The following is a 12,237-nucleotide window of genomic DNA, read 5'->3' as shown; positions in this document are numbered from 1 at the left end:
GGTACCGGCGTGAGCAATCCGACGCCGCCCGGTTGGTACCCCGTCCCCGGCACCGGACAGGAACGCTGGTGGGACGGCAGCGCCTGGACGGACTCCCACCGCCCGGCGAACCGGCTGAACGACGCCGTCACCCAGTCCTGGAGCACCGGCCCGGCCACCACGGCCGAGTCCTGGAGCGCCGGCCCGAGCACCGCCCCGCCGTCACCGCCGAACGGGGGCGGCGGTCGCGGCCTGGTGCTCGGGGCGACCGGCGCCGTGGTCGCGGTGGTGATCGGCGCGGTCGCCGTCGCCGTGTGGGCGCTGCAGCCCGAGGCCGCGAAGAAGCCCGACCCGTCGCCGTCGCTCACCATCGCCACGTCCAGCCCGGGCCCGTCCCGGAGCAGTTCCCCGACGCCGGACGGCAGCATCGACCCGTCCCTGACCATCGCCGACCGGACGCACGGCTGGGGCGTGCCGCTGCCCGAGGGCTGGACGGCCGAGCCCGCCACCGACCAGGCGTCCGTGCTGGAGATCTCCGGCCAGTACGCGTGCAGCCAGTCCAGCTCGCTGTGCGTGCGCGGCCAGTTCGCCGTCGCCGCCGATCCGGTCGACGCCCCGGACGCGCGGACCGCCGCCGAGCACGAGATCGCCGCCTACGCCCCCAGCGTCTTCGGCGACCTGAAGGACCACGACGAGCAGAGCTCCGGCACCCTCGACGTCGCGGGCGCGTCCGGCTGGGCGATCCGCTGGTACGTCCACCCGCAGGCCGAGGGCCCGGCCGGCTACGTGGTGGTGGCGGCCGTCCCGGCGAGCGGCGGCGGCTACGTGATCCTGCACGGCGGCGTGGACGACGACCCCAAGGCCCCGCAGCCCGCCGTGCTCGACCGGATCATGCACGGCATCCGCCAGGCCTCCTGACGCCCGCAGCAGGCACCGAGCAGCAGGCAGCAGACCGGGCAGCAGGCCGAGCAGCAGGCGCCGACGGCCTCCGACGGCCCGTCAGTCCCCGTACAGCTCCCACAGCCGGGGGTAGCGGGCCGCCATCACCGTCTTGTCCGCGAAGTCGAACGGCGCGCCCTGCGCCACCGGCGGCTGACGGACCCCCAGGTCCGGCAGCGGCAGGCCGGTCAGCCGCTCGTACGCCTCGTCGGCGGCGTAGCCGAGCTCCTCGGCGTCGCCGTCCTCCTCCTCGTCGAAGTCGGGGAGCAGCTCGGCGAGTTCGTCCGGGTCGTGCACCCCGCCCTCGAAGACCTCCCGGCCCTGGCCGATCAGCCAGCAGCGGAAGTAGTCGAAGCTGTCCTCGGAGGCCCCGCCGAGCAGCAGGTACGCGGCGCCCCACAGCTCCACCGTGTAGGCCCGCTGGAACCGCGCCTCGAACTGCCGGGCGAAGTCCAGCACGTCGTCGGGGGTCAGCCCCATCAGCCGTTCCACCAAGGCCTGCGCCTGCTCGTCCGGATCACCCCCGGCCGCGTCCCGGGAGTCGTCGATCAGCTGCCAGAATGCCGTCTCGTCCATCACCGCTCAAGCATCCACAATCCGCACCGCGCCCGCACCCGATCGCACCGCCGACGGCACAGCCCGACAAGTGCCCGGACGCGCGCGAGCCCCGCGCCGTCCGGGGACGGTGCGGGGCTCGCGGACGGAACCGGGGCGCCTTACAGGCCGAGCTCGACCTCGAACTCGCCGGCCTCCAGGATCTCCTTGACCGCGACCAGGTAGCGGGCGGCGTCCGCGCCGTCCACCAGGCGGTGGTCGTAGGAGAGCGACAGGTAGGTCATGTCGCGGATGCCGATGGCGGTGCCGCCGTCGGCCTCGATCACCACGGGGCGCTTCACCGTCGCGCCGATGCCCAGGATCGCGACCTGGTTCGGCGGGACGATGACGGTGTCGAACAGCGCACCGCGCGAACCGGTGTTGGAGATGGTGAAGGTCGCACCGGACAGCTCGTCCGGGGTGATCTTGTTGCCGCGGACCTTCGAGGCCAGCTCCGCGGTCTTCTTCGAGATGCCGGCGATGTTCAGGTCGCCCGCACCCTTGATGACCGGGGTCATCAGACCCTTCTCGGAGTCCACCGCGATACCGATGTTCTCGGTGTCGAAGTAGGTGATGGTGCCCTCGGCCTCGTTGATCCGGGCGTTGATGACCGCGTGGGCCTTCAGCGCCTGGGCCGCGGCCTTCACGAAGAACGGCATCGGGGACAGCTTCACGCCCTCGCGGGCCAGGAAGGAGTCCTTCGCCTTCGCGCGCAGCGACATGATCTTGGTGACGTCCACCTCGACCACGCTGGTCAGCTGGGCCTGCTCGTGCAGGGCCTTCAGCATGTTGTCGCCGATGACCTTGCGCATGCGGGTCATCTTGACGGTCTGGCCACGCAGCTCGGAAGGAGCGGCGGCGGCCTTCGCCGGGGCGGCGGCAGCGGGGGCGGCGGCCGGAGCCGGCGCGGCCTTCGCGGCCTCGGCGGCGGCGATCACGTCCTGCTTGCGGATGCGGCCACCGACACCGGTACCGGCGACGGCGGACAGCGCGACACCGTGCTCGGCGGCGAGCTTGCGCACCAGCGGGGTGACGTAGGCGTCACCGGCGTCCGCGGCCGGAGCGGCAGCGGCCGGCGCGGCGGCAACCGGAGCGGGAGCGGCGACCGGGGCCGGAGCGGCCGGGGCGGCGGCAACCGGAGCCGGGGCAGCGGCCGGGGCGGCAGGAGCGGCCGGCGCGGGGCCGGGGCAGCGGCCGGAGCCGGAGCGGCGGCGGGCGCCGGGCCGGAGCGGCCGGGGCAGCCGGAGCGGCAGCCGGGCCGGAGCGGCGGCGGCCGCGCCCGCGGCACCGATCAGCGCGAGCTGGGCGCCGACCTCGGCGGTCTCGTCCTCGCCGACCAGGATCTTCACCAGGGTGCCCGCCACGGGGGAGGGGATCTCGGTGTCGACCTTGTCGGTGGAGACCTCGAGCAGCGGCTCGTCGACGGCGACGGTGTCACCCTCGGCCTTCAGCCAGCGGGTGACGGTGCCCTCGGTGACCGACTCGCCCAGCGCCGGCAGCACCACGGGGGTGGCGTCGGCGGACGGGGCGGCGGCGGCCGGAGCGGCAGCCGGGCCTCGGCGGGGGCGGCGGGGCCTCGGCCACCGGCGCGGCCGGAGCCTCGGCGGCCGGAGCCGGAGCGGCCTCGGCGGCGGGCGCCGGGGCGGCGGCGGGGGCGCCGGAGCCGTCGTCGATGATCGCCAGCTCGGCGCCCACCTCGACGGTCTCGTCCTCGCCGACCTTGATCGAGGCCAGGATGCCGGAGGCCGGCGCCGGGATCTCGGTGTCGACCTTGTCGGTGGAGACCTCGAGCAGGGGCTCGTCCATCTCCACGCGCTCACCCTCGGCCTTCAGCCAGCGGGTGACGGTGCCTTCGGTCACGCTCTCGCCCAGCGCGGGCAGTGTTACTGAGACCGCCATGGTTCCAGCGACTCCTATCAAGTCTTGCGTTCAGGAATGAAGGGGGACGGGGGCGCGATCAGTCGTGCGCGTGCAGCGGCTTGCCGGCCAGCGCGAGGTGGGCCTCGCCGAGGGCCTCGGACTGGCTCGGGTGCGCGTGGATCAGCTGCGCGACCTCGGCGGGCAGGGCCTCCCAGTTGTAGATCAGCTGGGCCTCGCCGACCTGCTCGCCCATGCGGGCGCCGACCATGTGGACACCCACGACGGCGCCGTCCTTGACCTGGACCAGCTTGATCTCGCCGGCGGTCTTGAGGATCTTGCTCTTGCCGTTGCCGGCGAGGTTGTACTTCAGGGTGACGATCTTGTCCTTGCCGTACTGCTCGACGGCCTTGGCCTCGGTCAGGCCGACGGAGGCGACCTCCGGGTTGGAGTACGTCACCCGCGGGATGCCGTCGTAGTCGATCGGGACGACCTTCTGGCCGGCGATCCGCTCGGCCACCAGCATGCCCTCGGCGAAGCCGACGTGGGCCAGCTGCAGGGTCGGGACCAGGTCGCCGACGGCGGAGATGGTCGGCACGTTGGTGCGCAGGTACTCGTCGACCAGGACGTAGCCGCGGTCCATCGCGACGCCCTGCTCCTCGTAGCCCAGGCCGGCCGAGACCGGGCCGCGGCCGATGGCGACGAGCAGCACGTCGGCCTCGATGGACTTGCCGTTCTCGGTGGAGACCCGGACGCCGTCGGCGGTGTACTCCACGCCGGAGAAGCGGGACTTCAGCTCGAACTTGATGCCGCGCTTGCGGAAGGCGCGCTCCAGCAGCTTGGAGGAGTTCTCGTCCTCCAGCGGCACCAGGTGCGGCAGGCCCTCGACGATGGTGACGTCGACGCCGAAGGACTTCCAGACCGAGGCGAACTCGCAGCCGATGACGCCGCCGCCGAGGATGATCGCCGACTTCGGGATGTAGTCGAGCTTCAGCGCGTGGTCGGAGGAGATGACCCGGTTGCCGTCGATCTCCAGGCCCGGGATCGAGCGCGGGACGGAGCCGGTGGCGAGGACGATGTGGCGGCCCTCGATGCGCTGGCCGTTGACGTCCACCGAGGTCTGCGAGGACAGCCGGCCCTCGCCCTGGATGAAGGTGACCTTGCGCGAGGCGACCAGGCCCTGCAGGCCCTTGTACAGGCCCGAGACGACGTCGTCCTTGTACTTGTGGACGCCCTTGATGTCGATGCCCTGGAAGCTGGCGAGAACGCCGAACTCGGCGGCTTCGCGGGTCTCGTCGGCGACCTCGGCGGCGTGCAGCAGCGCCTTGGTCGGGATGCAGCCGCGGTGCAGGCAGGTGCCGCCCAGCTCACCCTTCTCGATCAGCGCGACGCTCAGACCCAGCTGAGCGCCGCGGAGGGCCGCGGCGTAGCCGCCGCTTCCGCCTCCGAGAATGACTACGTCGAAAACGGTGCTGGCGTCGTTCGCCACGTCACGTCCTCCATGCAAAAGGTGCGGATCGCCGGGCCGGTCGCGGTCCGGTGGGTGAGTGCCCTTGTAAGGGCGCCCAGTCGTGCCGGAAATACATCTTTGCACTTGTTGGCGGCGGGTGGCGTCGGAGGGTGCCCCGGCCGGACCCCGGTGCGGTCCGCGGAGCGGTGGGGTGACCCGGTCCTGGAGGTATCGTCCCAGCTCACGGCCGGGAAATCGGCGTTCGGCGGTACTCCGTACGGGGGTCTTCGCCAGCCTGGTTCCGCACTGCGGAATCAAGTTTCGCCGGAGGCGAACAGATCCTCGAATTGGCACCGGTCACTACCGGCTGGTAATGCGTGAGGGGCCCGACACCGTTGGTGTCGGGCCCCTCACGTCATCGGGTCACTTGCCCGCGGCGGTGTCCTCCGCGAAGCGGACCAGGGTGCGCACCGCGCTCGCGGTGCCGCCCTTCGGGGTGTAGCCGGACGGGCCGCCCTCGTTGAACGCCGGGCCGGCGATGTCGAGGTGCGCCCAGTCGATGCCCTCGGCGACGAACTCCTGGAGGAACAGGCCGGCCACCAGGCCGCCGCCCATCCGCTCGCCCATGTTCGCCAGGTCCGCGACGGTCGACTCGACCATGCCCTTGCGCAGGTCGGCCGGCAGCGGCATCGGCCAGGAGGCCTCGCCCACCGCGCTCGCGGTCTCGTGCAGCTTGGTGCGCAGCGCGTCGTCGTTGGCCATCACGCCGAAGGTGCGGTTGCCCAGCGCCAGCACCATCGCGCCGGTCAGGGTCGCCACGTCGACGATCACGTCGGGCTGCTCCTCGCCGGCCCGGACGATCGCGTCGGCCAGCACCAGGCGGCCCTCGGCGTCGGTGTTGAGCACCTCGACGGTCTTGCCGCCGTACATCCGCAGCACGTCGCCGGGGCGGGTCGCCGAGCCGGACGGCATGTTCTCCGCCAGCGCCAGCCACGCCGTCACGTTGACCTGCAGGCCCAGGCGCTTGGCGGCGACCACGGCGGCGAACACCGCGGCGGCGCCCGACATGTCGCACTTCATGGTCTCGTTGTGACCGGCCGGCTTCAGCGAGATGCCGCCCGAGTCGTAGGTGATGCCCTTGCCGACGAACGCCAGCGTGGCCTTCGCCTTCGGGTGGGTGTACGCCACCTTCACCAGCCGCGGCGGGTTGGCCGAGCCGACGCCGACGCCGAGGATGCCGCCGAAGCCGCCCTTGGCCAGCGCCTTCTCGTCCAGCACCTCGACCTTGAGGCCGTGCTCCTTGCCGGCCGCCTGGGCGATCGCGGCGAAGGACTTCGGGTTCAGGTCGTTCGGGGCGGTGTTGATCAGGTCGCGGGCCCGGTTCATCTCCTCGCCGATCGCCGCGGCGCGCTCCACGGCGGCCTTGGCGTCCTTCGAGCCCTTGCGGTCGGTCAGCACGACCAGCTCGACGACCGGGGCCTTGGCGACCTCGCCCTTGTAGGTGCCGAAGGAGTACGAGCCGAGCAGGCCGCCCAGCGCGACCGCCTCGACGTCCTCGGCGGAGACGACCGGCAGCGCCAGCGCGGCCTTCTTCGAACCGGCCAGCGTGCGGGCGGCCACACCGGCGGCCTTCCGCAGGGCCTCGGCGTCGTACGCGCCGTCGACGGCCTCGCCGAGGCCGACGGCCAGCACCAGCGGAGCCTTCAGCCCGGCCGGCGCGGGAAGCTTGACCGCCTCACCCTCGGCACCGGTGGCGCCCAGGGTGGTGAGGACCTCGGCCAGCTTGCCCTCGAACGCCTCGACGACCGCCTCGGCGCCGGCCGCCACGACCAGGCCCTTGGGGCCCTTCGCGACACCGATCACCAGGGCATCCGCACGCAGGCTCGCGGCGGAGGAGGTGCTCACAGACAGTGCAGTCACGACAAATGCGTCCTGTTCTTTCGCGGTCCACAGCCGGCGCCGGCTCCATTGCCGACCGGCAAAACCCAGGCAGACCTCGCGGCAAAACGGGGCATGGGGCCAGGGTGCTCACCGCATGGTAGTCCGCATACTGGGATCTCGCCGCCCCGCCTGCCCCCGTGCACGAACCGCCGCGAGTTGTGACGGTGCGTGAGTTCCCGGACGGACGCGCCGTCATGCCAGCGCGAGCGCCACCAGCGTCCCGGTCGCCGAGGTCTCCACCAGCGCCCCCAGCACGTCCCCCGTCACCCCGCCGAAGCGCCGCACGCACCGCCGCAGCAGGCCCCCCGCGAGCGCCACCCCGAGCAGCACCGCCACCCCGCACTGCCAGCGCAGCGCCGCCGCAGCGGCGGCCACCAGCAGCGTCACCAGCACCGCCGTCGCCGGGCGGACGGTGCCCGCGACCATCGCCCCCAGCCCGCCGGGCCGGGCGGCCGGCACCGGGCGCAGGCACCCCCACAGCAGCGCGGTGCGGCCCGCGGTCGCCGCGACGCCGGCGGCGAGCGCCCCGCGCCACGGCGAGGCCCCGAACTGCCCGGCCAGCGCAGCGACCTGAGCCAGCATCAGCAGCAGCAGCGTCAGCACGCCGAACGGCCCGATGTCCGACTGCTTCATGATCCGCAGGGCGTCCTCGGCGGGCTTGCCGCTGCCCAGCCCGTCCGCGACGTCGGCCACCCCGTCCAGGTGCAGCCCGCGGGTCGCCACCGCGCCGACGGCCACCACCGCGACGGCACCCAGCAGCGCCCCGCCCCGCCACGCGACCAGCGCGCCGACGGCGCCGGCCAGCGCTCCGACCACGAGGCCGACCACGGGCGCCAGCGCCATCGCGGCGCCGCCCGCGGCCCGGTCCCAGCGGTGCACCCGGACCCGAAACACCGTCAAGGTGCCGAAGGCGAACCGCAGGCCGTGCGAGACCGGGGACGCGGCGGTGCTCTCGTTGCTCACCGGCCGGGGCCTCAGTAGCGCCCGAGCAGCTCCGCCGCCGTCGGCAGCTTGGCCGGGGCCCGCGGCGGCAGCGGCTTCGCGGTGGGGACGGCGGCCGGTTCGGCGAGGGTGTCGCCGGCGGCCTGGAGCAGCGGGAGGGCGAGCACTGCGGAGACGCCCTCGCCCATGGTGACGGCGGTGTCCTGCAGGGGCGTCAGGGTGAGGCGGTCGTAGGCCTTGGCCTGCGCCGGCTCACCGGTCAGCGCGGCGGCCCGCCACCACTCGGGGGCGCGGAACGCGATCCGCTGCGCGACCAGCGCGCTCGCCGCGGAGACCACGCCGTCGAGGACGACCGGGAGCTTGCGGACGGCGGCCTGCAGCAGGAAGCCGGTGATCGCCGCGAAGTCCGCGCCGCCGGTCGCGGCGAGCAGCGCGAGCTGGTCGCCGAGCACCGGGCGGGCCCGGCGCAGCGCGTCGCGGACCGTGGCGCACTTGGTCATCCACACCCGGTCGTCGATGCCGGAGCCGCGGCCGGTGACGGCGGCGGCGTCGGTGCCGCAGAGGGCACCGATCAGCACGGCGGCGACGGTGGTGGAGCCCACGCCGAGGTCGCCGAGCAGGACCAGGTCGGTCCCGGCGTCGGCCTCCTCGTCGGCGACGGCCATGCCGGCCCGGAAGGCCCGCGCGGCCTCGTCCGGGGTCAGCGCGTTCTCGACGTCGATCCGGCCGGAGCCGCGCCGGACGCGGTGGCGGACGACTTCTTCGGGGAACTCGGCCGGGTCGGCGTCCACGGCGATGTCGACCACCCGGACGTCCGCGCCGTAGCGGCGGGCCAGCACCGAGACCGGGGCGGTGCCGTCGAGCACCGCGCGGACCCGCTCGGCGGTGCCGCCGCGGGCGTCGAGCGCGGAGATGCCGAGCGAGGCGACGCCGTGGTCGGCGGCGAACAGCAGGACCCGGCTGGTGCCCAGCGGGCGGGTCGGCGCCTCGCCCTGCGCGGACGCCAGCCAGGCCGCCAGCTCCTGGAGCCGGCCCAGGCCGCCGCGCGGCACGGCCAACTGCTGCCAGCGCTCCTCGGCGCCGCGGCGCGCACTCTCGTCAGGCCGTTCGACGAGCGAGGAGAAAGTGTCGAGATCCACGGTGGTGTCCATCGCTCGGCAATCTACACGGCCCTCGCTTTGATGGTCAGCACCTGTCCGGCGACCACCAGCAGCACCTGTTCGGAGGCCTCGGCGACGGCCATGTTGAGCCGCCCGAGGGTGTCCCGGAAGCGCCGTCCGGAGGCGGTGGCGGGGACCACGCCCATGCCCACCTCGTTGCTGACCGCGACGGCCGTCCGCCGGGTGCCGGCCCAGGCGGCGGCCAGTGCCGCGCAGCGCGCCTCGACGGCCTCCCGTCCGCCGTCCGCCCACCGCTCGTCGTCCCAGGCCCGGTGCTCGTCCATGACGGCGGTCAGCCACAGCGCCAGGCAGTCGATCAGCACCGGCGCGGGGTCGGAGTCGTCGGCCAGCACGGCCTCCAGTTCGCAGGTCTCCGCGGTGCGCCAGCCGGCGGGCCGCCGGGCCCGGTGCAGGTCGACGCGGTGCGCCCAGTCGGCGTCGCCGTCGCGGGTGCCGGAGGTGGCGACGTACAGGACGTCGGGACGGTCGGCGAGCAGCTGCTCGGCGCGGGTGGACTTGCCCGAGCGGGCGCCGCCGAGCAGCAGGGTGCGGGGGAGGGCCATGCGATCATCCTGCCGGACGGCGCATGCCCGCATCCCAGGTGGGCACGCTACTGTCGCAACCCTTCAGCAGCGTTGACCCGGAGGAGCCCGGCATGGTGTGGACCTGGCGGTACGAGAAGAGCGACGGCGCCGTGGTGGCCCAGGACGGCGGCGCCGAGGAGTTCTCCAGCCAGGGCGACGCCGAGTCCTGGATCGGCGAGGAGTGGAAGACGCTGCTGGACGACGGCGTCGACCGCGTGGTGCTGGTCGAGGACGGCCGCGACATCTACCCGATGAGCCTGCACGAGGGCTGACCGGCCGTCAGGCCCCCGTCACAATCACTTCATCCCGACCACGTGCAGCAGCGCCGCGACGTGCCGGTACGGGTCCTGCTTGCCGGCCCGTTCCTCGGCGTCCAGCAGCTGGCCGAGCTGGCGGCCGTCCACCGGGGCGGCCTCGTCCGGCATGGTGTCGGTGAACACCCGCACCCCGTACCAGCGGCGCACCGGGACGGCGAACTCGGCGAGCGTGGTGGAGAGTTCGGCGAGCCGGTCGGCGCGGGCGGGCAGGCCGAGGCGGTTGGTGTAGCGGGTGGTGTCGAAGGCTTCCTGGCAGGCCCGCCAGTCGCCGGTCAGCCCGGCCCGCATGGCCAGCGCGTCGCCGTTGCGGACCAGCAGCGAGAGCAGCCCGCCGGGCGCCAGGATGCGGGCCACCGAGGCGAGCATCGGGTCCGGGTCGGGCAGGTACATCAGGGTGCCGTGGCAGAGCACCAGGTCGAAGCTGCGCGGCCCGAACCAGCGGCCGACCTGGTGGCCGTCGCCGGTGAGCAGTTGGACCCGCTCGCGGACCTCGGGCGGCTCGGCGGCCAGCGCCTGGTGCGCGACGGCGAGGATGTTCGGGTCCGGGTCGATGCCGGTGACGAAGTGCCCGGCGCGGGCCAGCCGCAGCGCCTGGGTGCCCTCGGCGCAGCCGACGTCCAGCACCCGCAGCGCGGTGCCGCGGGTGAGCTGCTCGGCGAGCTGACGGGTCACCAGTTCCTGGCGGACCAGGTTGTGCAGCCCGCCGTGCCGCTCCAGCCACTCGCCGGCCCCGCTGTGGTACGGCCCGCCACGGGCCGGCAGCCGGCCGTGCCGGCCGCGCGGCGCCCCGGTCCCGTACTGGGCGGGGATGCCCGGCGTGCCGAAGGCCCCGACCGGCTGCTGCGCCGGCGGGGCCCAGTACGGCGGAACGGCTTCCGCGGTCAGGGCCGCTCGCCCCGCTTGACCATCGGCTTGGGCAGCCGCAGCCGGCGCATCTGCAGGGTGCGCATCAGGCCGTACATCACGGCGCCGCGGGTGTTCTCGTTCGGGAAGCGCTCGGCGAGGCCCTTGCGCAGCGTGAAGCCGATCCGGACGAAGTCGAGGATGACGACCACGAAGAAGACCATGAACAGCAGCGTGGACAGCAGCTGCAGGTAGCCGATCTTGGTGATGGAGAGCACCAGCACCACGACGGCGTACGGCAGGAAGAACTCGGCCGCGGCCCAGCGGGAGTCGATGAAGTCGCGGACGTAGCGGCGCACCGGGCCCTTGTCGCGCGCCGGCAGGGCGCGCTCGTCGCCCTCCAGCAGCGCGGTGCGCTGCTTCTCGCGCTCGACCCGCATCCGCTCGCGGGCCTGCTTGGCGGCCTCCTTGCGGTCCTTGGGGACGGAGACCCGGGTCTTCCGGTTGGCCTCGGCCTCACTGCGCTTGGGCGTGGGCCGGCCCTTGGGGGCCTGCGGGTCGCGGGGCAGCTTCTCGTCCTCCTTCGTCATGGTGACGGTGGAGGCGGCAGCGGATTCATCAGAGCGGCGTCGAAACACACTCCCAGCGTACGGGTTGACCGGCCGCTTTCCGGCCCGGCCCCGGACGCGAACCGATATCGATCGTGAGGACGATGCCGAACGGCCGCCCGCTGTAGCAGCATTGTTGCTGGCCGGTGGACTGCGCCGGGGAGCCCGTCGCGCATACACTCGACCTGTCACGAGACGCAAACCCAGGCCCGAAGAAGGGGGCTATCGAGGCCCATGAGCGACGGAATCATGAAGCGTATGGGGCTGATCTTCCGCTCCAAGGCGAACAAGGCCTTGGACCGGGCGGAGGACCCGCGCGAAACGCTCGACTACTCCTACCAGAAGCAGCTGGAACTGCTGCAGAAGGTGCGCAGGGGCGTCGCCGACGTGGCCACCTCCCGCAAGCGCCTGGAGCTCCAGCTGACCCAGCTGCAGCAGCAGTCCTCGAAGTACGAGGACCAGGGCCGCAAGGCGCTGTCGCTCGGCCGCGAGGACCTGGCGCGCGAGGCGCTCAGCCGCAAGGCCAACCTGCAGTCCCAGATCACCGACCTGGAGACGCAGTACCAGGCCCTGCAGGCCGAGGAGGAGAAGCTCACGCTCGCCTCCCAGCGCCTCCAGGCCAAGGTGGACGCCTTCCGCACCAAGAAGGAGACCATCAAGGCCACCTACACCGCCGCCCAGGCGCAGACCCGGATCGCCGAGTCCTTCTCCGGCATCTCGGAGGAGATGGGCGACGTGGGCCTGGCGATCCAGCGGGCCGAGGACAAGACCGCGCAGATGCAGGCCCGCGCGGGCGCGATCGACGAGCTGCTGGCCTCCGGCGCGCTCGACGACGCCAGCGGCCTGGGCCGCAAGGACGACATCGAGGCCGAGCTGGAGCGGGTGGCCGGCGGCAGCGACGTCGAGCTGGAGCTGGCCCGGATGAAGGCCGAGCTGACCGGCGGCACCCCCGCCTCCCAGCCGCAGGCGATCGAGCAGGGGAAGAACGACACCCCGCCGCCCACCATCAACTACCAGAAGTAA

Annotated in this window: 11 protein-coding genes and 2 pseudogenes; 3 read left to right on the top strand and 10 right to left on the bottom strand. The window is 73.4% G+C overall.

Annotated features, from left to right (window positions below; genetic code table 11):
* The first annotated feature begins 9 nt into the window (after positions 1–9).
* On the top strand, positions 10–897 hold the full coding sequence (locus tag KCH_RS10625) for a DUF2510 domain-containing protein (RefSeq protein ID WP_035861878.1): 888 nt from the start codon (positions 10–12) through the stop codon (positions 895–897).
* A gap of 81 nt (positions 898–978) precedes the next feature.
* On the opposite strand, the gene KCH_RS10620 is transcribed toward KCH_RS10625, so the two are convergent.
* From KCH_RS10620 to cobU, 8 genes and pseudogenes are all read right to left on the bottom strand, one after another.
* Positions 979–1,494 (bottom strand): DUF4240 domain-containing protein, encoded by a 516-nt coding sequence (locus KCH_RS10620; RefSeq protein ID WP_035861875.1) that lies wholly within the window; start codon positions 1,492–1,494, stop codon positions 979–981.
* Positions 1,495–1,634: 140 nt separating this feature from the next.
* Positions 1,635–3,032, bottom strand: a pseudogene (gene sucB / locus KCH_RS10615) (2-oxoglutarate dehydrogenase, E2 component, dihydrolipoamide succinyltransferase); the annotation flags it as partial.
* A complete protein-coding gene (locus tag KCH_RS47145; RefSeq protein WP_425268754.1) occupies positions 2,947–3,411 on the bottom strand; it encodes a biotin/lipoyl-containing protein in 465 nt (154 codons plus the stop codon). The gene KCH_RS47145 and the pseudogene sucB, both read right to left, overlap by 86 nt.
* 58 nt (positions 3,412–3,469) lie before the next feature.
* The gene (gene lpdA / locus KCH_RS10610; protein WP_035861873.1) at positions 3,470–4,858 is read right to left on the bottom strand and encodes a dihydrolipoyl dehydrogenase; all 1,389 of its coding nucleotides are present in this window, start codon (positions 4,856–4,858) and stop codon (positions 3,470–3,472) included.
* A 384-nt stretch (positions 4,859–5,242) separates the two neighbouring features.
* Positions 5,243–6,739: a leucyl aminopeptidase gene (locus KCH_RS10605; protein WP_035861870.1), complete on the bottom strand. Its 1,497-nt coding sequence runs from the start codon at positions 6,737–6,739 to the stop codon at positions 5,243–5,245.
* 213 nt (positions 6,740–6,952) lie between these two features.
* Positions 6,953–7,723, bottom strand: coding sequence for an adenosylcobinamide-GDP ribazoletransferase (locus KCH_RS10600; protein ID WP_051652945.1), 771 nt, complete (start codon positions 7,721–7,723; stop codon positions 6,953–6,955).
* A gap of 11 nt (positions 7,724–7,734) precedes the next feature.
* On the bottom strand, positions 7,735–8,853 hold the full coding sequence (locus KCH_RS10595) for a nicotinate-nucleotide--dimethylbenzimidazole phosphoribosyltransferase (protein WP_035861865.1): 1,119 nt from the start codon (positions 8,851–8,853) through the stop codon (positions 7,735–7,737).
* An 11-nt stretch (positions 8,854–8,864) separates the two neighbouring features.
* Positions 8,865–9,413, bottom strand: a pseudogene (gene cobU, locus KCH_RS10590) (bifunctional adenosylcobinamide kinase/adenosylcobinamide-phosphate guanylyltransferase); the annotation flags it as partial.
* 104 nt (positions 9,414–9,517) lie between these two features.
* On the opposite strand from cobU, the gene KCH_RS10585 reads away from it, so the two are divergent.
* Positions 9,518–9,718, top strand: coding sequence for a hypothetical protein (locus KCH_RS10585; protein ID WP_035861863.1), 201 nt, complete (start codon positions 9,518–9,520; stop codon positions 9,716–9,718).
* A gap of 24 nt (positions 9,719–9,742) precedes the next feature.
* On the opposite strand, the gene KCH_RS10580 is transcribed toward KCH_RS10585, so the two are convergent.
* Together KCH_RS10580 and KCH_RS10575 are read right to left on the bottom strand one after the other, a co-directional pair.
* Entirely contained in the window at positions 9,743–10,435 is a 693-nt protein-coding gene (locus tag KCH_RS10580; RefSeq protein WP_244305276.1) for a class I SAM-dependent methyltransferase, read from the bottom strand.
* Between the two features lie 209 nt (positions 10,436–10,644).
* Positions 10,645–11,196, bottom strand: coding sequence for a DUF3043 domain-containing protein (locus tag KCH_RS10575; RefSeq protein ID WP_035861859.1), 552 nt, complete (start codon positions 11,194–11,196; stop codon positions 10,645–10,647).
* Positions 11,197–11,463: 267 nt separating this feature from the next.
* Here KCH_RS10575 and KCH_RS10570 point away from each other — a divergent pair, with 267 nt between their 5' ends.
* Positions 11,464–12,237 (top strand): PspA/IM30 family protein, encoded by a 774-nt coding sequence (locus KCH_RS10570; RefSeq protein ID WP_035861856.1) that lies wholly within the window; start codon positions 11,464–11,466, stop codon positions 12,235–12,237.

Origin of the sequence: Kitasatospora cheerisanensis KCTC 2395, from assembly GCF_000696185.1 — a bacterium.
In the GTDB taxonomy this organism is placed as follows: Bacteria; Actinomycetota; Actinomycetes; order Streptomycetales; family Streptomycetaceae; genus Kitasatospora; species Kitasatospora cheerisanensis.
The sequence above is the reverse complement of the archived record's forward strand: the minus strand, read 5'-3'. Positions and strand labels throughout refer to the sequence as shown.

Excerpts from the sequence above, each read along its gene's own strand:
- KCH_RS10585 (WP_035861863.1), top strand. The coding sequence starts at position 9,518 with ATGGTGTGGACCTGGCGGTACGAGAAGAGCGACGGCGCCGTGGTGGCC.
- KCH_RS10620 (WP_035861875.1), bottom strand. The coding sequence starts at position 1,494 with ATGGACGAGACGGCATTCTGGCAGCTGATCGACGACTCCCGGGACGCG.
- KCH_RS10575 (WP_035861859.1), bottom strand. The coding sequence starts at position 11,196 with ATGACGAAGGAGGACGAGAAGCTGCCCCGCGACCCGCAGGCCCCCAAG.
- KCH_RS47145 (WP_425268754.1), bottom strand. The coding sequence starts at position 3,411 with ATGGCGGTCTCAGTAACACTGCCCGCGCTGGGCGAGAGCGTGACCGAA.
- KCH_RS10595 (WP_035861865.1), bottom strand. The coding sequence starts at position 8,853 with ATGGACACCACCGTGGATCTCGACACTTTCTCCTCGCTCGTCGAACGG.
- KCH_RS10570 (WP_035861856.1), top strand. The coding sequence starts at position 11,464 with ATGAAGCGTATGGGGCTGATCTTCCGCTCCAAGGCGAACAAGGCCTTG.